22 protein-coding genes are annotated in these 20,144 nt (G+C 57.4%); 7 read left to right on the top strand and 15 right to left on the bottom strand.

Features of this window, described 5'->3' with window-relative positions; translation table 11 throughout:
* Positions 1-177 precede the first annotated feature (177 nt).
* Positions 178-1,806, top strand: a complete 1,629-nt coding sequence (locus tag GOW16_RS20530; protein WP_170419128.1) for an acyl-CoA synthetase — start codon at positions 178-180, stop codon at positions 1,804-1,806.
* On the opposite strand, the gene GOW16_RS20525 is transcribed toward GOW16_RS20530, so the two are convergent.
* From GOW16_RS20525 to hmgA, 7 genes are all read right to left on the bottom strand, one after another.
* A complete protein-coding gene (locus GOW16_RS20525) occupies positions 1,803-2,144 on the bottom strand; it encodes a DOPA 4,5-dioxygenase family protein (protein WP_170419125.1) in 342 nt (113 codons plus the stop codon). The genes GOW16_RS20530 and GOW16_RS20525 overlap by 4 nt on opposite strands.
* 87 nt (positions 2,145-2,231) lie before the next feature.
* Positions 2,232-2,870 (bottom strand): maleylacetoacetate isomerase, encoded by a 639-nt coding sequence (gene maiA / locus GOW16_RS20520; RefSeq protein ID WP_170419123.1) that lies wholly within the window; start codon positions 2,868-2,870, stop codon positions 2,232-2,234.
* A gap of 19 nt (positions 2,871-2,889) precedes the next feature.
* Complete coding sequence (locus tag GOW16_RS20515) at positions 2,890-3,087, bottom strand: DUF2783 domain-containing protein (RefSeq protein WP_170419121.1); 198 nt, start codon at positions 3,085-3,087, stop codon at positions 2,890-2,892.
* 5 nt (positions 3,088-3,092) lie between these two features.
* A complete protein-coding gene (locus GOW16_RS20510; RefSeq protein ID WP_170419119.1) occupies positions 3,093-4,703 on the bottom strand; it encodes an FAD-dependent oxidoreductase in 1,611 nt (536 codons plus the stop codon).
* A 338-nt stretch (positions 4,704-5,041) separates the two neighbouring features.
* A complete protein-coding gene (locus GOW16_RS20505) occupies positions 5,042-5,578 on the bottom strand; it encodes a dihydrofolate reductase family protein (RefSeq protein WP_170419117.1) in 537 nt (178 codons plus the stop codon).
* Positions 5,579-5,582: 4 nt separating this feature from the next.
* Positions 5,583-6,839, bottom strand: a complete 1,257-nt coding sequence (gene fahA / locus GOW16_RS20500) for a fumarylacetoacetase (RefSeq protein ID WP_170419115.1) — start codon at positions 6,837-6,839, stop codon at positions 5,583-5,585.
* Between the two features lie 22 nt (positions 6,840-6,861).
* Complete coding sequence (gene hmgA / locus GOW16_RS20495) at positions 6,862-8,217, bottom strand: homogentisate 1,2-dioxygenase (protein ID WP_170419113.1); 1,356 nt, start codon at positions 8,215-8,217, stop codon at positions 6,862-6,864.
* A gap of 57 nt (positions 8,218-8,274) precedes the next feature.
* Here hmgA and GOW16_RS20490 point away from each other — a divergent pair, with 57 nt between their 5' ends.
* A complete protein-coding gene (locus tag GOW16_RS20490; protein ID WP_170419111.1) occupies positions 8,275-8,727 on the top strand; it encodes a MarR family winged helix-turn-helix transcriptional regulator in 453 nt (150 codons plus the stop codon).
* 60 nt (positions 8,728-8,787) lie between these two features.
* Entirely contained in the window at positions 8,788-10,032 is a 1,245-nt protein-coding gene (locus GOW16_RS20485) for an adenylate/guanylate cyclase domain-containing protein (protein WP_170419109.1), read from the top strand.
* Between the two features lie 68 nt (positions 10,033-10,100).
* On the opposite strand, the gene GOW16_RS20480 is transcribed toward GOW16_RS20485, so the two are convergent.
* Positions 10,101-11,567 carry a uracil-xanthine permease family protein gene (locus GOW16_RS20480; protein WP_170419107.1) on the bottom strand — a complete coding sequence of 489 codons (1,467 nt, stop codon included), beginning with the start codon at positions 11,565-11,567 and terminating at the stop codon, positions 10,101-10,103.
* Between the two features lie 322 nt (positions 11,568-11,889).
* Entirely contained in the window at positions 11,890-12,699 is an 810-nt protein-coding gene (locus GOW16_RS20475; RefSeq protein WP_170419105.1) for a division plane positioning ATPase MipZ, read from the bottom strand.
* 217 nt (positions 12,700-12,916) lie between these two features.
* On the opposite strand from GOW16_RS20475, the gene GOW16_RS20470 reads away from it, so the two are divergent.
* The 3 genes from GOW16_RS20470 to GOW16_RS20460 all read left to right on the top strand — a co-directional run bounded on the left by GOW16_RS20470 (position 12,917) and on the right by GOW16_RS20460 (position 16,005).
* Entirely contained in the window at positions 12,917-13,804 is an 888-nt protein-coding gene (locus tag GOW16_RS20470) for an AEC family transporter (RefSeq protein ID WP_170419104.1), read from the top strand.
* A gap of 81 nt (positions 13,805-13,885) precedes the next feature.
* On the top strand, positions 13,886-15,481 hold the full coding sequence (locus GOW16_RS20465; RefSeq protein ID WP_170419101.1) for an MFS transporter: 1,596 nt from the start codon (positions 13,886-13,888) through the stop codon (positions 15,479-15,481).
* Between the two features lie 59 nt (positions 15,482-15,540).
* Positions 15,541-16,005: a GNAT family N-acetyltransferase gene (locus GOW16_RS20460; protein ID WP_170419099.1), complete on the top strand. Its 465-nt coding sequence runs from the start codon at positions 15,541-15,543 to the stop codon at positions 16,003-16,005.
* Between the two features lie 82 nt (positions 16,006-16,087).
* Here GOW16_RS20460 and rpmE read toward each other — a convergent pair whose 3' ends face one another.
* Both rpmE and rplS read right to left on the bottom strand, forming a co-directional pair.
* A complete protein-coding gene (gene rpmE / locus GOW16_RS20455; protein WP_010437577.1) occupies positions 16,088-16,309 on the bottom strand; it encodes a 50S ribosomal protein L31 in 222 nt (73 codons plus the stop codon).
* Between the two features lie 11 nt (positions 16,310-16,320).
* The gene (gene rplS, locus GOW16_RS20450) at positions 16,321-16,704 is read right to left on the bottom strand and encodes a 50S ribosomal protein L19 (protein WP_142639138.1); all 384 of its coding nucleotides are present in this window, start codon (positions 16,702-16,704) and stop codon (positions 16,321-16,323) included.
* A gap of 380 nt (positions 16,705-17,084) precedes the next feature.
* Between rplS and GOW16_RS20445 the strand changes: the two genes are divergently transcribed.
* Complete coding sequence (locus tag GOW16_RS20445; RefSeq protein WP_170419097.1) at positions 17,085-17,885, top strand: glycoside hydrolase family 25 protein; 801 nt, start codon at positions 17,085-17,087, stop codon at positions 17,883-17,885.
* On the opposite strand, the gene trmD is transcribed toward GOW16_RS20445, so the two are convergent.
* The 4 genes from trmD to GOW16_RS20425 are packed head-to-tail and all read right to left on the bottom strand — an operon-like array spanning position 17,882 to position 20,139.
* A complete protein-coding gene (gene trmD / locus GOW16_RS20440; protein WP_170419096.1) occupies positions 17,882-18,682 on the bottom strand; it encodes a tRNA (guanosine(37)-N1)-methyltransferase TrmD in 801 nt (266 codons plus the stop codon). The genes GOW16_RS20445 and trmD overlap by 4 nt on opposite strands.
* Positions 18,679-19,494, bottom strand: a complete 816-nt coding sequence (locus GOW16_RS20435; protein WP_170419095.1) for a hypothetical protein — start codon at positions 19,492-19,494, stop codon at positions 18,679-18,681. The genes trmD and GOW16_RS20435 overlap by 4 nt, the downstream gene beginning before the upstream one ends.
* A complete protein-coding gene (gene rimM / locus GOW16_RS20430; RefSeq protein WP_170419094.1) occupies positions 19,494-19,997 on the bottom strand; it encodes a ribosome maturation factor RimM in 504 nt (167 codons plus the stop codon). Before rimM ends, GOW16_RS20435 begins: the two co-directional genes overlap by 1 nt.
* The gene (locus tag GOW16_RS20425; RefSeq protein ID WP_170419093.1) at positions 19,990-20,139 is read right to left on the bottom strand and encodes a hypothetical protein; all 150 of its coding nucleotides are present in this window, start codon (positions 20,137-20,139) and stop codon (positions 19,990-19,992) included. Before GOW16_RS20425 ends, rimM begins: the two co-directional genes overlap by 8 nt.
* Positions 20,140-20,144 lie beyond the last annotated feature (5 nt).

Here is a 20,144-nt window from a genome sequence, read left to right as displayed (position 1 = left end):
GGTCCGGCCCGGCTTTGTGTTTTCGATGGCTCAGATCACCGCGAAAGCTCTGTCGGAGATAGGGCCAGATTGCATCATCCCGTAATTCCAGTCCATGGTCGCGCCGTATTTTTACGGGTTTGTCAGATGAACGACTTTGTGCTCAATTCGCCACAAACGACGAGGGAGGGTCTGCAAATGACACAAGCCAACATCTATGAGCGTCATTTGGACAAGTGCCGGGCAAACTATACCCCGCTGTCACCGCTGAGTTTTATCGAGCGGACAGCGCAAATCTACCCGGACTACCCTTCGGTGGTTTACGGCGCGCGGCGTTATACATGGGCAGAAACCTATGTCCGCTGCCGTCGTTTGGCAGGCGCGCTGACCGCGCGCGGGATCAACACAGGCGACACAGTTTCAATCATCGCCGCCAACATCCCCGAGATGTATGAGGCACATTTTGGGGTGCCCATGGCGGGCGCAGTTCTGAATGCCATCAACACCCGATTGGACGCCCCGATCATCGCCTTCATCCTGAACCATGCGGAATCCAAGATTTTGCTGGTCGACCCGGAATTCTCGGGCGTGGTGAAAGAGGCGCTGAAACAGGTGGATCACAATGTACTGGTCGTCGACATCGTGGACCCGAGCTTTGACGGCGGAGAAAAGCTGGGCACCCTGACCTATGACGCCTTGCTGACCGAAGGCGACCCTGAGTTCAACTGGTCCCTTCCTAAGGATGAATGGGACGCGATCACGCTGAACTACACGTCCGGCACCACAGGCAACCCGAAGGGCGTCGTGTACCACCACAGAGGGGCCGCGTTGAATGCGCAGTCGGACCTGCTGGACTGGAACATGCCAAAGCACTCGGTCTACTTGTGGACCCTGCCGATGTTCCACTGCAACGGCTGGTGCTTTCCCTGGGCGATGGCTGCCAATGCGGGTGTTTCAGTCTGTCTGCGGGCTGTTCGGGACGAGCCGATCTATGCGGCCTTCCGGGATGAAAAGGTGACCCATTTCTGCGGTGCGCCGATCGTGTTGAATATGCTGGCGAATGCGCCCAATCACCTCAAGGATTTCGATCATGAGATCAAAGTGATGACAGCGGGCGCGCCGCCGCCCGCTGCCGTGATCGAAAGCATGGAAAACATGGGCGTCGAAGTCACACACGTTTACGGCTTGACCGAGACTTATGGCCCCTCGGTTGTGTGTGCCTGGAAAGACGAGTGGAACGACAAGGGGGCCGAAGACCGCGCCGCGCTCAAGGTGCGTCAGGGCGTGCGGTATACCGCCTTGTCGGGACTGATGGTTGCGGACCCGGACACGCTGGAACCTGTGCCCGCTGATGGTAAGACGATGGGTGAGATTTTCATGCAAGGCAACGTCGTCATGAAAGGTTATCTGAAAAACTCCGAAGCCACGGACAAGGCGTTTCGTGGTGGTTGGTTTGCCTCGGGCGATCTGGGAGTGATGCATCCGGACGGCTACATCGCACTGAAAGACCGGTCCAAAGACATCATCATTTCGGGGGGTGAGAATATCTCGTCTGTCGAGGTTGAGGATATCCTTTATAAGCATCCAGCCGTGATGGAAGCGGCAGTGGTCGCGCGCCCGGATGAAAAATGGGGCGAAACACCTTGTGCATTCATTGAGCTAAAGCCAAACGCACAAGCGAGTGAGGCGGAGATCATCGCCTTTTGTCGGGACAACATGGCCCATTTCAAGGCACCTAAAACGGTGGTGTTCGGACCTTTGCCCAAAACCTCGACCGGTAAGATCCAGAAATTCAAACTGCGGGACCAGGCGCGGGCGCTGACCTAGGCGCCGATCCGGTTGAAAATCGACAGGTCAAGCTCCAGCATTTCACCCATCCAGATCGCCCGATCCCGGTGGTCCGCAAGGTGGTCGCCTGTTTCGGGGTGGGTGAAGATCGTCAGGCCCTGCCGGTGCAGCATCAGCCACGGCATGACTTGATCAAACGCCTCGGGGCCAAAGCTCAGTTGACAGCTCCATCGCGGGTGCGGGCCGACGTTTTTGGCATGCATGCGCCCCATCTGCACGGGAAACAGACGAGCGGCGTCGCTGCAGACCTGCTCTGCGATGCCTTGCGTGTTCGCGTCAAAATAGACATGGGCATGATAGCCGGTGATTTCTGGCATTGGGGCCTCTCGCATACGTTTCGAACAAGGTATGTGGCCGCGAAAGATATTGCTACTTGCGCCGTTACACAGCCTCTGTGCACGGGATCAAGTGGGGGCGTTGGTATCGGGATGTGCCGCGGCAAAAGCGGTGTGACCGGCACATGCGACCTCGACGTCTAGTATGCGGGGCAAATCGGACAAGTCCACGTCCCAACGGCGTGCGTTGTACATTTGCGGGACAAGGCAAAGATCGGCCAACCCAGGCTTGGTCCCGGTGCAGTAGGGGGCTTGTTCAAAGCCTTCCAGAAGTGCCTCAAAAGCCAGTAACCCGGGGCGAATGTAATGACGCATCCAGTCGCCGGGCATACCCTCGGCACCATTACTAAGTGCAGTTGCAAATTGCGCGACTGACAGGTTGCAGACCGGATGCACATCAACCGCGATGGACTGCGCCAAGGCCAGCGCATGCGCCCGAGCCGCCGGTTCCGCAGGCAACAGCCCAAGGCCGCGAGTTTGATCAAGGTAGTCGATAATGGCCAGCGATTGGGTCAATCGCAGACCATCAATCTCTAGTACGGGTACCAGCCTCTGAGGGTTGCGGGCCAAATGGCCGCCTGATCGCTGTTCGCCAGCCGACAGGTCAATTGAAACGGCACGATAGTTGATCCCGGCCAGATTCAGGGCGATCCGTACCCGGTAGCTGGCCGAAGACCGCCAATAATCATACAGCACCACGCCGCTCATTGCCGGTCTCCTTGGTCTGTCAGGTGTCTTGCAGCTTGGCGGCTTTCAGCGCGTTGGACAACACTTTTGCAGCGCCGATGTGATTGGCCAGGACCAGAACTAGCCGTGCGTTCAGGGCATCGCTTTCGGCTTTGTTCAGCCCATCATGCGCGGCTGTCAGATCGGCATAGAAACCGTCGGCATTTTCCAGATTTGGGGTGAGGATCAGATCGGTCATGTCGCTTACTCCTTACCGGTTGCCCGGCGGATTGCCTGTCGAAAGGCGTTTTCTTCAAACGTGTCGCGGCGTGCGGCGACGTGTTGGTCGGGCCGGATCAGGTACACTGCGCCCGTGGCATCACCCAGATACCTGCGCTTCAACTCCAAAGTCAGGTCATCTTTGACCGACAGGGCCAACCGCGTTGCCTGCACGCCACCCTCTTCGATACTGTCAGGCGCATCCGCATCAATTGTCAGCAGCGTGAATTTTCCAGCCAGTTGCGGCAGCAGGAATTCATCGCCCAAAGGCGCATCCGGGCAAGCGGAGCCCGGGCGCGTAACCTCTGGCCCGTTCAACGCGTCCGCAGAGCTGAGCGATGATCCGGAATATGCGCAGGGCGTGCTCAACCGGCCGGAATTGACCAGCGGGCGCGCAAACGGGTAGTGCTCGCTGAGGTCCAAAACCGCATCCCGCAAAAGACGCGACATATCGGATTTGGGCGTGATAAATTCCGTCGATAGGGTGGACATGCGAATGTTCTCATCCGCGGCTTCGACCCGTTCCCGGCTGTAGCTATCCAGCAAAAGATCGGGCGCGTCGCCATCCATGACCAGCTTCAGCTTCCAGCACAGGTTGTCTGCGTCCTGAAGGCCGGAATTGGCCCCGCGAGCGCCAAAGGGGCTGACCTGATGGGCGCTGTCGCCGGCAAACAATACGCGACCATGGCGAAACCGTTCCATCCGGCGGCATTGGAACGTGTAGATCGAGACCCATTCAAGCGCGAAGTCGACGTCTTCGCCCAGCATAGCCTTCAGCCTCGGTATCACGTTTTCAGGTAGTTTTTCGTGTTCCGGGTCGATGTCCTTGCCCAGCTGCAGGTCGATCCGCCACACATTGTCCGGCTGCTTGTGCAGCAGCGCGGACTGTCCCCGGTTGAAGGGTGGGTCGAACCAGAACCAACGCTCAGAGGGGAAGTCTGCCCGCATTACCACATCAGCAATCAGAAAATTGTCTTCGAATATGCGACCTTCGAAATCCAGACCCAACATGCGGCGGGTGGGTGAATTTGCTCCGTCGCAGGCAATCAGCCAATCCGCCTCAATGTTGTAAGGGCCTTCGGGCGTTTCAATCTCAAGCTTGACGTGATCGTCATGGGTGCCGATGGCCTCAACCCTGTTCTGGCCGCGAATTTCAATTGGCGCGCCTTCGGCTTGCAATTCTCGCACGCGTTCAACAAGCATTTTTTCAACATAGTATTGCTGCAGATTGATGAAGGCCGGGTTCGCATAACCGGTGTCGGGCTGCAGGTGAAACTCATAAACCTGACGGTTGTCGAAAAACACTTTGCCCGCATCCCACAACACACCTTTTTCGACCAGCTTGCGGCCCGCGCCCAGACGGTCAGCTATTTCCAGAGACCGCTGTGAGAAGCAAATCGCGCGGCTGCCGAAACTGACCTTGTCATTATCGTCCAACACGACGACCTGAACGCCTTGCTGGGCCAGATCAATGGCGGCGGCCAATCCAACAGGGCCGGCCCCGATGACGATAACCTTGTGTCTTACCGAGCTTGCCGCGTCCTGGTCTGGGCTGCGTTGATAGGCATAGAGCGGGATTTCAAAAATCTTGTTCATGGGTTCTCCCCGATACTCAGGCACCCTGTGGGCGCGCAAGGTTCTGCCCTCTGGCACGGGTGTGCCCGAAGGCCTTGGCTCATGATCCCATCTATTTTTCCGGTGCAAAACGATCTGGATCAAATTCGCCGGAGTTCTTAAGTCTTACAGGGTTGATAAAATACGGGACGTGCCGACGCCTGAGCTACGGCAATGACCGCGGTGTGTTCGCCTGTAATCAAGTCCGCACTCGGGTCACCCTTGGTGATGAGCGTGCAAAGCCCACCTCCGACCTCAGTGCATGAGGTTTTCTTTTATTGGACTATCCTATTGAGCCGCGCAGGCGTTGGCGACTTGCTTCAACTCTTAAAGCGGTAGTCGACTTGCAAGATCCCACCGGGCTGTCGCGTGACGTCCGTCAGTTCCAGGTTCCGTTGCTCCCCCGGGGCAAAGCAGGGCAGCCCTCTTCCCAGAAGAGTGGGCATTATGAAAACGCGCAGCGTATCGAACATGCCCGCATCCAGTGCCGCACGTTGAGTTTCCCCTCCACCCATGACCCAGACGCGGCTGTGGCCCGCACTCTCGATCGCCAGACGGAGCGCGTCAATGCTGCCAGCGGCAGCGATGTGGCTGCCGGAATATCCCTCTTTTCGCGTCAGAACATATCCACGGCGGTCTTCGTAGGGCCATCCCCAGCCAAGCACCTGCTCATATGTCGATCGCCCCATGATCAAGGCGTCGATCCCATTGATGAAGTCCCCATAGCCGCCATCGCCCCCTTCGGCGGACAGGGATTCATTGAAGGGGTTGAGCCAGTCAACGCTGCCGTTTTCATCCGCAATGTACCCATCAAAGCTCATTGCGATGTAGCCGACATATGACGTGCTCTTCCCCATCACATCACCGCCCGAAAGGCTCATCAAGTGCGGGCAAAACGGTTCCGACGCAGTCGCCAAATCCAATGGTATAGCCGTCGCCCTTGGCCGTGCCGGTCAGGGTTAGCGTATCGCCATCCTCGATGAAACTGCGGGTTTCGCCGGTATCCAGCGTCAGCGGCTCTTTCCCGCCCCAACTGAGTTCCAGCAGTGAACCTCGCTCGGGTTTTGTCGGGCCAGAAATTGTCCCCGAACCCAGCAGGTCACCGGTGTTCATCGGGCAGCCCGAAGTCGAATGGTGCGCCAGTTGCTGCGCGGCAGAATAGTACATCTCTTTGTAATTCGTCCGCGCAATCGTCGTGGCGTCTTTGCCTTCTGGTGCCATCGTCACGTCCAGATCAATGTCATACAGCATAGGACCGCAGTCCTTAAGATGATCCAGCAATTCGAACTCACGCGAAGGCGTGTCGCAGCGGAACGGCTCCAGCGCGGCTTTTGTCACGATCCAGGGACTGATTGACGTTGCTGTGGCTTTGGCCTGAAACGGTCCCAGGGGTTGATACTCCCACGCCTGAATGTCGCGTGCAGACCAGTCGTTCAGTAGAACATAGCCAAAGATGTTGTTATCGGCTTCCTGGACCGAGATCGGTCCGTCCGAGGGTGTTCCGACGATGGCACCCATCTCGAGCTCGATGTCAAAGCGGCGGCTGGGCAGAAACGCAGGCCGGTCTTGATCGGGTGGCTTGAGTTGGCCCCAGGGCCGGCGAATATCGGTGCCCGATACGACAACTGAAGATGCCCGACCGTTATACCCGATGGGAATGTGCAACCAGTTCGGCGGCAAGGCGTTTTCCGGACCACGGAACATTGTGCCGACGTTTTGCGCGTGGTGACGTCCGGCGTAGAAATCGGTGTATTCGCTGACGGCAAAAGGCAGGTGCATCTCTGCTTCGCTCTGAGCGATGAGCAAAGGCTTAACCTCGTCCTGCTCCTCTGATCCTTCGGCAAGCATTGCGGTCAACCGGTTGCGCAGCGCCGCCCAAACGGCAGGGCCTTCTTCCATCAACGGATTCCAGAAGGGCAGATCAAACAGCGGCTCGTCGGCCAGTTCGATCAGACCGTCGGCCTCGGCGGTCGTGACATCCAGGATCATGTCACCAATCGCTACGCCGCATCTCGGATCGCCGTCTTCGGTCGAGAAAACGCCATAAGGCAGGTTGTTCAGGGGAAACGGGTGATCGGCCCCATTGGCCGAGGCCACCCAGGATTTCATCAATGGCATGTATTCAGACCTCTTTTGGGTGTCACTTCTTACCCGGTGTGCCGTCGAACTTTTTCTCAAGCGACGTCCAGCAGTCAATGTAGTCATCCTGCAATGGGGCCTCCTTCGCGGCAAACCCAGTCAGGTGTTGCGGGAACCGCGTTTCAAACATGAAGGACATGGTGTTGTCTAGCTTGTCCGGCCCGAGGTTCGAGTTGGATGCTTTTTCGAACGCTTCGCGGTCTGGCCCGTGAGGCAGCATCATGTTGTGCAGGCTCATACCTCCCGGAACAAAGCCCTGCGGTTTGGCGTCGTACTGGCCGTAGATGTTGCCCATCAGCTCGGACATGATGTTCTTGTGATACCAGGGCGGGCGGAAGGTATCCTCCGCCACCATCCAGCGTTCGCGGAACAGGACAAAGTCAATGTTGGCCGTACCCGGTTGTCCCGACGGCGCGGTGAGGACGGTAAAGATCGATGGGTCGGGGTGGTCGAACAGGATCGCGCCAACCGGGCAGTAAGTGCGCAGATCATACTTGTACGGCGCGTAGTTACCGTGCCACGCCACTACGTCCAGCGGGCTTTGACCGATCTTGGTGGTGTGGAACTGGCCGCACCATTTGACCGTCACGGTCGAAGGCACCTCGCGATCCTCGAACGCCGCTACAGGTGCCTTGAAATCGCGCGGATTGGCCATGCAGTTGGCCCCGATCGGGCCTCGGCCCGGTAGTTCGAATTTCTGTCCGTAGTTCTCACAAACAAACCCGCGCGCAGGGCCTTCCAGCACTTCGACCCGGTAGACCAGACCGCGGGGAAGAATGGCGATTTCCTTAGGCTCAAGATCAATGAGTCCCAGCTCTGTCGCGAACCGCAGGCGGCCTTCCTGTGGCACCACCAGCAGCTCTGAATCGGCCGAGAAAAAATAGTCATCCACCATGGACTCTGTGACCAGATAGATGTGGCTGGCCATGCCCACCTGTGTGTTCACGTCGCCCGCCGTGGTCATTGTGCGCATACCGGTCAGCCAGGTCAGCCCTTCATCGGAATGAGGCACCGCATCCCAGCGGTACTGGCCTAAACTGATTACGTCGGGATCAACACAAGGGGCGGATTTCCAATAGGGAAGATCGGTTTTTTCGTAACGGTGGGAATGCTTTACCGAGGGGCGAATGCGGTAGCACCATGTTCTCTCGGGCGGATTCGCGGTAAAGGCGGTTCCGCTTAGCTGTTCGCCATAAAGGCCGTAGTTACAGCGCTGCGGGCTGTTCATTCCCTGCGGCAAGGCACCGGGCAGGGCTTCGGTCTCAAAATCATTTCCAAACCCAGGCATATAGCCTGAATGCGTACCTACAGGCGTGCTGGCCTGTGTCATCTGATGCGGATCCGTCGGATGGTTCATCCTGTGTTCCTCCATTTGCTGCTTGTCGAGTAATAGTTGATTTTGTAACTAACAAGCATGACTCAGGACAAAACCGACAAAAAAGATGACTTTGACCTGCAGGAATTCCTGCCGTACCTGCTAAACCGTGCAGCTGAAGAAAGTTCGCTTGAGTTTCAGCAGGTCTATAAGGACCGTTATGGGATGCTTCGCACCGAATGGCGCGTCTTGTTTCATCTGGGAAATTACGGCGAGATGACTGCTAAAGACATCGGTGAGCGTGCCAAAATCCACAAAACCAAGGTCAGCCGCGCCGTATCCAAACTCGAGCAGCGCAGATATCTCACTCGTACGCGCAGCCTTTCGGATCGGCGGGTTGAGGAATTGACGCTTACAACGACCGGGCACGCGGTCTATCGCGACTTGCGCAAGGTTGCGGAACAATATGATGCAAAACTTGCGGGCCTGTTCTCACAGGATGAAAGCGATTTGTTGCGAAAAATGCTCTGGCGTTTGGCACATATGAGTTGAGCACTGGTAATTGACCGTTGGTGTGCCCAGATGAAGGGCAGAACAAAAACGGGACAAAACATGACGACCTTGGATGCCGAAGACGCAAAGTCAAGCGATCTGATCAACTGGCTGGTAACGCGAGGGCTTGAAGGTGTCGGAAAAGAAGAGCTGTTAGAAGGGTACTGCAATCAGTTGGTGGACCTGGGCGTTCCGCTGATGCGATTTCACGCGGCCCAGTCCACCCTGCATCCGGTTTACGGCGGCACTGGCTATAGCTGGTATCACGGTCAAGGCGGAGAGTATCAAAAGTTCGAATATTCTGAACAGCCCAGCGATCAATGGCGGACCAGCCCTCTTTTTGCGGTGCTAAACGAAGGACTGAGCGTCGTACATGAACGGTTGGTGGATCAGAATGAGCCCAGCCGTTTTCCCTTGCTGAATGAGCTGCGCGAGCATGGCGCGACTGAATATTACGCGACGGGTGTGTCCTTTGACGTTCCAACCCACAATCAACCGAAAGACGCCAAAAAGGCGGTGAACGGCGTATTGTTGTCCTGGACGTCAAATGCGCCCGAGGGGTTTAAGGATAGCGATCTTGCTTTGATCAATACCGCACTGCCGCATCTCGGGTTGGCGTTGAAATCGGCCAATAACGAGCGGATATCAAAGGACCTGATGCGCGTCTATTTAGGCCGTGATGCAGGTCGGCGCGTTTTGTCCGGCGAGATCCGGCGCGGATCACTTCAACAGATCGACGCGGTGATCTGGAACTTTGACCTTGAGGGGTTCACCAGCATGTCCGAAGAGCTGCCGGGTGACGCCCTAATCGAGATGCTGAACGAGTATCTGGCCGCTGCGATCGACGTGGTTCATAAATGCGATGGGAGCATCCTCAAGTTCATGGGCGATGGGCTGATGGCCATGTTCGATGTCGGAGAGATTGACGCGGACGCGCGCGCGGCATTGGCGGCAGTCGCCGAATTGGAGACATCGATGTCAAAACTGAACGCGCAACGTTCTGCCGACGGGCTGCCCGTGTCGAACTATACGCTGGCCCTGCATGCAGGTGAGATCCTGTACGGCAATATCGGCTCTGAAAACCGCCTGGACTTCACCGTCATCGGCCCGACTGTCAACCAAACCGCGCGGATTGCGGGCATGCACCGGTCGCTGGGGCAACGGATTCTGATCTCGGATGATGTGGCAAAGGCGGCGCGACCTACCGCCTCGGAACTGATCTCTGTCGGTCGCTATATGTTGCGCGGCGTGCCGGAACCGAAGGAACTGTTTACGGTCTACACAGCTCAGGACGAACGGAAGTGAGTGGGCGTTTGTCGGCCGCAGGCCTTGGGCCTATCCATTTGTGATAGGCCCAATCAAAGGTCTTTGGCTCAGACGTGATCGTCCTTGACCAGCGAGCCGCGCCCGTGGCCGGCCATACCCCCGGAAACTTCTTCAGTCGCTTCATCAGCGAGTGTCTCCGGTAGGATCAGGTTGAGCACGATAGCGATAAACGCCGCCGGAAGGATGCCCGACGCGCCCAGAACCCTTAGAGTGTCGGGCAGGTGCTGCAGCGCATTGGCCGATCCGGGCGCCACGTTCATGACTTCGAGTTGAAGCCCCAGACCAATCGAAAGCGAAACCGCAAAGATCACCATGTTCCGACGGTTCCACACAACGTCCGACAGCATGGATACGCCTGCGGCAACAACCATACCGAACATGACTATGACTCCGCCGCCCAGCACTTCGATCGGGACCGTTCGGATCAACCCACCGACCTTGGGCACTAGGCCGCACACGATCAGGAAGATGGCGCCAATGGTGACCACGTGGCGGCTCATGACGCCGGTCATTGCAATCAGGCCGACATTCTGGCTGAACGAGGTGTTTGGGAAACCGCCAAAGACACCTGCAATGGCAGAACCGAAACCGTCCGCATATGTGGCCCCCTGAATTTCTTTGTCGGTCGCCTCGCGACCTGCACCACCCTTGGTGATCCCGGAAACATCTCCGACCGTTTCGACCGCCGAGACAAAGGCCATAAGACAGAAACCGATTACAGCGGCGAACGAGAACTCAAAGCCGTATTTGAAAGGCTGCGGCAGAGCGAAAGCTGCAGAGCGTTCCCACGAGCCGGAAATTACTTCGAACGGCAGTTTCCCGACCAGCAGGCAATAAACATAACCCACCAGAATACCGACCAGAACAGCCGATACTGAAAGCATGCCTCGCGCGAAGAACTTCAGCCCAAGGGTGACGAACACAACGATCAGCGCGGGTGTCCAACTAGACAATGAGCCATAGCTTTCCGCACCAGAAGCTTTGGCCGGTACTCCACCGGCCGCGTATTCGATGCCGACCTTCACCAACGCAAGACCTATCATCGTTACGACCAATCCGGTGACCAGCGGCGGCAGTGCAAAGCGTATCCTGCCGATCACCGTGCCCAGCAAGGCGTGAAACAAGCCGCCGATAATCACGCCCCCAAACAGGGCAGCAAGACCGTCCACGCCTTTTCCGGCAACCAGAGGGATCATGATCGGAATGAAGGCGAAGGATGTTCCCTGTACGATTGGAAGCGCCGCACCAACCGGGCCAAGTGTTACCGTTTGCAACAGCGTCGCTACCCCGGCGAAAAGCATCGACATCTGGATCAGGTACAGCAATTCGGGAAAGTCCGGGCTGTTTGAGCCAAAGCCAAATCCCGCCGCGCCGGCAACGATAATCGCCGGAGTAACGTTCGATACGAACATGGCGAGCACGTGTTGAATCCCCAACGGCACGGCCCGGTATATGGCTGGAAAGTAGTTTGGATCGCGGAGTTGTTCCGGCGTCCCAATGGATGAATCTGTCATGGCTGTCCTCCCGTCAACGCACATTTTGGCGTCCTGTCCTTTGATAGCCTGGTGTGGAAGCCACATCCCGATCCATTCAAAGTTGTCTATTATTAGATCAGTCGGATAGCCGGGATTATCAAAAATACCGAAAAGGTGCTTTGGGTAGTTGTATTTTCGGTAAAGATACCAATGGCGGACCAAAGTCGGCCTTGTAACGGCGCTGAAACTGCAGGCTGCCAGTATCGTCAAAACCCACTGCACAAAAGGGTGGGAGCGCTTCCCGATCTACGATTTTAGCGGGGTATGTCAGCGTTGGGGTTTGACCGTCCGAACAGGTTCGTCAGAAGTCGATCTCAACACCCGGAAGGTTCAATTCTTTCATCATGTCGCGCAGCTCTTGCCGCGCAGCGATGTTCGAGATGTTAAGCTGCTTGACGCCGATATCCTTAAGGTCCAGCAGTGTTAGTCCGCGCGGGAATAGCTCGCGGAAGATAACCCGCTCGGAAAAGCCAGAAGCGACGCGGAAGCCGATGCGCTGGGACAGCATCTCAATCGCGCGTTGCATCTTTTCCTTGTTGACCATGCGTTGGGTGCCGACGCGATTGCGGACAACGACCCAATCGATGGGCTTCAGCCCGGCCTGTGCGCGCAGCTGACGCGCGTTCCACACCATTTCCGAATAGACGGAAGGTCCCAGGATTTTCTCACCCTTCGAGTCGATCCGCGCCAGCAGGTCAAAGTCGATAAAGCTGTCATTCAGCGGCGTGATGAGTGTATCGGCCAGCGAATGTGCCACCTGGCTTAGGCGTGTGTGCGATCCGGGGCAGTCGATCAGGATGAAGTCGCTGTCGCTTTCCAGCTCGGACACGGCAGCGGACAAGCGGTGATCATAGATGTTCTCGCCGGGTTTCAGCTTGGAGGCATCAATCTCGGGCAGGTCATGGTGACGAGGGCTGGGTAGGGTCAGGTCCGAGTTTTTCAGAAAGTTGCCGCGGTTTTCGAAGTACCGGCCAAGGCTGCGTTGCCGAAGATCAAGGTCCAGTGTGCTGACCTTGTGACCCAATCGCGCCAGCGCTGTAGCGACATGCATCGACACGGTCGATTTGCCTGCGCCACCCTTCTCGTTCCCCACTACGATAATATGTGCCATGCTTGTATTCCCACGTCCCGCCGTGCTTAACCACACGTTGTTGCCAACCACTATATGTTGTGGAGGCCGGGAAGGGAAGAACCCCAAGCGCCCTAGCGAGGCAATATCAGGCTCTAATTTGGAAAACTCAATCGGGTGTGTCGGTTAGGACGCGCGCTTGCCAAAGCGGATCGGCTGTTTCACTGTTCAAATCAGGGTTTTGCAGCAGGAGAACCGGTTGGACCATCTGTTTTTGAACGTCCTGAACGTGGTTCTGCCGGTATTGATCTGCGCCGGAATCGGGTACGCCCTTGCTGTGCTCAAAGCACCGTTCGACAACAAGGTTATTGGCGGGATCGTCTCGCGCGTTGGTTACCCGACGCTGATCATCTCGCATCTGTCCACAACAAATATTGCGGTTGGCTCATTTTTGGACGTCATGTCCGCTGCCGCGCTGGCCATTGCGGGCTTCGGGGTGTTGGGGCTTTGTGTGTTGAGGGCCATGCGCCTGCCGGTTCGGGCCTTTTTGACCCCGCTGATGCATGGTAACGTCGGCAATATCGGGTTGCCGATCACATTGCTTGCGTTGGGTGATGCGGGAATGGCCTATACCATGGGCTTTGTCGTCGTCGTGCTGATCAGTATTTTCACGGTCGGCATGTGGATCCCCGCGGGTGAATTTTCACCCAGAAAACTCGCCACGTCCCCGATCATCTATGCAGTGATCCTGTCTCTGGTCCTTATGACAACTGGTGCAAGCCTCCCTCAACCGATCGCAAAATCCTTTGACATCCTCGGAGGGGTGTCGATCCCCCTGATGCTGCTGACACTGGGCCATACGCTGGCGACATTGCGGATCAAAAGCCTGGGCCGGGCAGTGTTGTTGACTGTTCTGCATCTGGTCATGGCGATCGTAATCGCCACGGCTCTGATTTGGATGTTCGGTTTCACAGGAACCGAGCGCGGCGCTGTGATCCTGTGTTGTCTGATGCCATCCTCGGTGGCGACTTACCTGTTCATCGATCAACATGTGCCGGAGTACGGGCCGGATGTTGCAGGCTTTATCCTTGTGTCGACGCTGGCCACGATCATCGTTCTGCCGGTGGCTCTGTCCTATTGGATTTGAACGCAGGCCTATGCGTGGCGGCCAAAATCGCTAAACTGCTGATTAATCGCATTAAAGACAGTTTAGATTGAGGGTAGAATTATGACCGACGAGACCCCTTCCGAGCCGACCCAACAAGGGGGCGCACGCGTTGTTCTGGCGATGACGGCCATCTGCATGATGGTTGTTGGGTTTAACACAACGGCCGTCGCGACGATCTTGCCCAACCTCAAGGCCGAGTTCGATCTGACCCCATCCGGCCTGCAATGGGTGATGGCAACTTATACCGTGGCCAGTGCCACGCTGGTCACGATTGTCAGCCGGTTGGGAGACATTACCGGCAAGATGGGCGTATTTTTCTTTGGCATGATCGTCTTTGCCATCGGCTCTGCCTCGGTTCTGTTTGCGCAAGACGGCGCGATGCTGTTGTTCGGACGCGGCGCGCAGGGTGCAGGTGCTGCTGCTTTGTTTGGAACGTCGCTTTCCCTGCTGACCGCCGCCACCCCTGAAGAGCAGCGTGCAGGTGTCACCGGAGCATGGGGGGCAATCGTTGGTCTGGCCATTGGTGTCGGCCCTATCGTCGGCGGTGCTTTTGCCCATTACATCAGCTGGCGGGCTGTCTTCGCGACGGATCTGGTGCTGTTGGTGTTTGCTTTCGCAATTGGGCTGCATGTCAGCCGACGGGGGTATGTGCCGGACACGCGTCAAACCGGGGCTAAGTTCGATTACCCGGGTGCTTTTGCGTTACTGTTGTTCCTTGGTCCGCTGTCCTTCGCGCTCAGCAATGGCGAGAGCAGCGGGTGGGCAACGCCGATGACATTGATGCCCCTGGGTGTTGCAGCGATGGCGACAATCATCCTTGTCATTGTGTCCCGCCGCAGCGACGACCCGTTGATCGAGCTGCGGTATTTCAAGCATCCGCGGTATTTCATGGCTGCTATGGGCATGTTCTTTACCGGCTTCACGCTGTTCTGCTTCTTTGTTTATTTCAACACGTTCGTACAATCCCCGGACGCCTTCGGGTACTCTCCCGTCGGCGCAGGACTGGCGATTATGCCGCTGAGCCTCAGCATGTTTGTGATCTCTGTCACCGCGCCCCGGTTTCTGGCCCCCTACAGCTTTCAATGGCCGGTCGCGATTGGGATGGGGGCAATGGCCTGTGGCTTCCTGCTGTTGATATCCACCACCAACTCCACCCAATACGCCGAGATCTGGTGGAAGCTGATGATCGTTGGCATCGGGTTAGGCATCTGTTTCTCGCTACTACCCCGGCTTGGCCTGCGTTTGTTGCCGGAAGAGCATGTGGGGCAGGGGTCCGGGGTGATCAACGCCTGTTTGTACTTTGGCGCAACACTGGGCGCTGTGGTCGGAGGTCTGGCCGAGGCGATAACGACCCGTAAAGGCCTGTCTGAGGTCATAAATGCCTTACCCGCCGGGTCCGCCCAGCGAGAGGATCTGGCCCATGCCTTGACTCATGGAACGCCCAGCCAAATCCAACAATTGATCGCGAAAATGGACCCCGAGACCAGTAATGGCTTGGCCAAGGCGCTGCGGGATTTGCAGGACAACGCCTTTGACAGCGCGATGCTGGTTGCTGCTGCGGCGGCTCTGGTCGGGATGGTTTTGGCCCTGATGTTGCTGCGGGGGCCCGTGCCTCCCGTGCACAGCGCAGCCGAGTTGACGCGCGCAAAGAGCTGAGTTTGGCCCAATTGTTCGAAATTCTTCTTCCGGAGGCGCGACTGTGATAGTGGGTCTCCATGGTTGAGTTTACGTTTCTTTCTCAAGAAACCCTGCGTCCCTTGGCGGCGTTGTCTGTGCGCGAGGATCAGACGGGGTTTGTTGCGACAAATCTGATGACAATGGCGCAGTCGATTTTTGAAGCCGGATCTGAAATCTATGGCATATGGGATGGTGGTGAAGCAGTTGGATTGATTGCCATTATCGACATGTCGCATCCCGATGCGGACTTGGATGACGAGGATGATCCGGACGGTGTCTACATCTGGCGGCTGATGGTCGATCAATCGCGGCAGGGGCAAGGGTACGGAAAAGCAGCGCTGGAGTTCGCCAAATCCGTGGCGCTGGAAAAAGGCCGTGCCAATCTTGTGATCAGCGTCGTCGACGCACCGGGCAGTGCGCTGCCGCTCTATCAATCGTTTGGCCTTGTGCCGACCGGCCGTCTAGTCGATGGCGAGGTCGAGTTGATCATGCGTCTGGTCTAGTTGTCTGCAAATGGGCTGTGCCTTGCCCACAAAAAAGACCGCCCCGGATAGGGCGGCCTTTCGCATCTGAAACTGGTCAGGCTTAGAAGCCCAGACCTTCGTATTTCTTCTTGAACTTCGACACGCGACCGCCAGCGTCCAGCAGGCGCGACGAGCCACCGGTCCATGCGGGGTGCACGGAGGGGTCGATTTCCAGAGCCAGCTGATCGCCTTCGGCGCCCCAGGTGGATTTCATCTGAACCACAGTGCCATCGGTCATTTTGACGTCGATGACGTGATAATCGGGATGGATGTCTTTTTTCATCTTTCCGTTCCTTACGCTTCGGCGCCAGCTTTGGGCTTGTAGTTGGTGACCTCTGCAATACGTGCGGATTTACCACGGCGGGTGCGCAGGTAGTACAGTTTGGCGCGACGAACGCGGCCACGGCGGACAACGGTGATGCTGTCGATGTTTGTCGAATACAGCGGGAACACACGCTCCACGCCTTCGCCAAACGAAATTTTACGTACGGTGAACGCACCGGCGATTGTGTTGCCGCCTTTGCGGGCGATGCAGACGCCTTCGTAGTTCTGAACACGGGTGCGCGACCCTTCGGTCACTTTAAAGCCGACACGGATGGTGTCACCGGCTTTGAAATCGGGAATGTCTTTCCCCAGGGCGGCAATCTGTTCCGCCTCAAGCTGTGCGATCAGGTCCATCGCAATTACTCCTATCTGCTCGTGGTTGGTCCACGAAGTTTGGGCACGGCCTGAGAGCTCTTGGTCTTCACCGGGTCCTGCGTACAGCCCGCCAGAGGTCAGATCGAATGTTCCTTTTGTCCGGTTCGCGCTGCCGCGCCGTGGCCGAAGAAAGCCTGGCGTCACGACATATCGCAAACCAAAACACCGGAGTCGCATGTCGCGGCACCGGATTGCGCTGCTTTACGGGCTTTGAGCGCAGGGATCAAGCCTGAATCGCCATAATCTTCAGGGACAGGCGGTGGGTTTTCGCCACTGGGATACAACACCGTTGCCTTGGCGGCCGGATCAGGCATTCTGGACGCAATTACAAGAGCAGAGATTTACATCAGGAAAACACCATGCGCACAGCTTTGATGCTGGCTGTTATGGCCTTCGCGACCTTGTCTTGCGGACGCAGCAGCCCTCCGCCCCAACAGGTCGAGGCCAAGTCCTTTCTGAGTACCACCTCGCCCTCAGTCATATTCCCCAATTTTGGCGATGCTGATCCCCATGAGTGGGAAGGGCGGCATCCCGGCCACTATCCGGTTCACGGGTTGGATGTATCGCGCTGGCAGGGCGCAATAGACTGGCGCACCGCCAAAGCGTCCGGCGTAAGTTTCGTATTCATCAAAGCGACCGAGGGCGGCGATGTTGCTGATCCCATGTTCGGCGACCACCGTCGCGGCGCACAAGCCGCGGGCGTGCCTTGGGGTGCGTATCACTACTATTATTTCTGCCGCCCCGCTCATGAGCAGGCGCGGTGGTTTATCAGGAATGTGCCAAAGGGTGCGGACCTGCCGCATGTTCTGGATATGGAATGGACACCACATTCCAAGACCTGCACCCTTCGTCCGGATGGCGAAACCGTCCGGGCCGAGGCTGAGCGGTTCCTGAACATCCTGGAGCGCCACTACGGTCGTCGTCCGATCGTCTATACGACGGTCGACTTTTACCAGGACACCGATATCGGTCGCCTGCCCAAGACAGAGTTCTGGCTGCGCTCGGTTGCCGGACACCCGCGTAATGTCTACCCAAAAGCCATCTGGCGGTTTTGGCAGTACACGGGCACCGGGCTGGTTCCGGGCGTGCAGGGCAGGGTGGACATCAACACCTTCAACGGCCCGCCCGAGATTTGGGCCAGGTGGAAGGCGGGGGGTTAGTCGTCGCGCGTTTTTTGATAGCAGTCCCAAAGATCCGGGCGCCGCTCACGTGTGATTTGTTCCGACATCTCGTGCCGCCATTCGGCAATGCGCCCGTGATGGCCGGACATCAAAACGTCGGGGATCGGACGGCCTTTCCACTCTGCCGGTCGGGTATATTGTGGGTGTTCCAAAAGACCCGAGGAAAAGCTTTCCTCCTCGGCTGAAGCCTGATTGCCCAGGACGCCGGGGAGCAACCGTACCGTTGCATCTATCAGCGCCTGCGCCGCGATCTCGCCGCCGGTCATGACGAAGTCACCCAGGCTGACTTCCTGAATGCCATAATGTTCCAGCACGCGCTCATCGACGCCTTCGAAACGCCCGCAAAGCAGGGTCATGCCATCGCAGCGCGCCAGATTCTGCACCATGCGCTGGTCCATCCGACGGCCGCGGGGGCTGAGGTAGATCAGTGGCCATTTGCCTTGCACACCAGTCATCGTGTGTTCGATTGCCTCGCCCAGAACGTCTGCCCGCAACACCATGCCCGCACCGCCACCTGCGGGCGTGTCATCGACATTGCGATGTTTGCCAACGCCGAATTGGCGCAGGTCCACGGTCTCCAACTGCCACAGCCCCTCTTGCAGGGCTTTGCCCGTCAGGCTTTCGCCCAGGACGCCAGGAAAGGCCGAAGGGAACAAGGAGATGATCTTCGCCTTCCAAACCCCGTGAAGATCGGGCGTCGGGGTCAGCAATTCGCGTGGCTTCAGTGTGGGTCGGATCGCCTTGCGCCCGTGAGATTTGCTTGGCTTGTCTGTCATGTCGTCCCGACCATCGCGTGTTTTGCCCGTTCTATCATCAGGGCCTTTTGCCGGGTCAGGGCGGCTTCGTCCAGGCGGGATCGGTTGAGTGCCAGCAACTCGGCCAATACGCTTTCTGGCAACCTGCTATTGGACTTTGTGGGTGGTACCAAAAGCTGCGCCTTTTCCCGGGGCAAGTTCAAGAATTCAGCAAACGGCATTCCGGGGCCAAAGCGCCTCAATTGCATCTCTTCCAACCATTCTTCGGTCACTGTGACAGAAGGCAATTTGCTGCGGATTTCCGAGACCGTTTCCTCAAGCGAGGGCAGATGATCCATGTTCGCGCGGAACATTTCGAAATCCTGAACTTCGCGGGTCCTCTGAAGATCATGCGCCCAAAGGCTGCGTAACCACGCTCCGCGCTGGCGCAGGGACAGGTGGATCGTGATCTCGACCTCCTGATCCGCGAAACGGTCGCGAACGGCATCCACCAGACACGCGGCCAGATCGGGTGCAGCCGCATACCCCTGTTCGATATTGCGGCTGGGGCGCAAACCGCTGAAATTCTCTTCACTGACGATCAGGCCGCGTTTTGAGCCGAAATTCCGTGTGGCCAGATACTCGCGGGTCTGGGTGCTGAAATCGGACAGCGTGCTTACTGTTCCGTAGATGGAATGCCGTGTTGCGGCATCGGACAACCCTAGTTTTCGCGTCTTATAGGGCAGCAACAGCGCAAAATGAGGCCAGATCAACTCGCGGTTTTCATAAAGAAACGACTGTGCCGCAGTGGTTCCGGTCTTGTGCAGCCCCAGATGCAGCAAAACGCGTCGCATCAGATCAGCCCTTCGGGTGGGTCTGCGATGATACGGCCTTTGTCCAGGTCCACGGTCGGAACAACCTCAAGCGTGAAGGGCAGCAATACGGTGCCCTTCAATCCTGGCCCGTGCAGTTCCAGCAGATCGGCGGCACCGTGGTTTTGTACCGACTTCACGCTACCCAGCAGTGTTCCGCCCGTATCGTAAACTTCAAGCCCGATCAGGTCGGTATGATAAAATTCGTCATCCGGTAACGACGGCAATTGATCTCGTCGCGCAAACAGGCGCAAGCCGTTGATGGCGTCTGCCTGTTCTTTGGTCTCGATTCCGCCCAGACGCGCGGCAAAGCCGTTCTTGATCGGACGGGTCAGGACCAGCGGATACCGTTCCTTGCCGTCTTCGTCGGTCAGGGGCGAATAGGCCTCGATATCCTCGGGGATTGCGCAAAAACTTTTCAGCCGCACTTCGCCGCGCACGCCGTAAGACCCCGCAATGCTGCCTACGCAGATAAGATCACTCATTTGGTCCTTCCGTCGTTACACATATCCCGTCCTGCCAGTCGCCCAGCGGGGCACATGCCTCGCGTTGATTGTTGCGCTCAAAGAACACGCCCACAATAAAGGCGATCAGCAACAAGATGGGAAGTCGTATCAGTCCGAACATCTGGC

The sequence above is a fragment of the Ruegeria atlantica genome (genome assembly GCF_013033965.1).
In the GTDB taxonomy this organism is placed as follows: domain Bacteria; phylum Pseudomonadota; class Alphaproteobacteria; order Rhodobacterales; family Rhodobacteraceae; genus Ruegeria; species Ruegeria atlantica_D.
The sequence above is the reverse complement of the archived record's forward strand: the minus strand, read 5'-3'. Positions and strand labels throughout refer to the sequence as shown.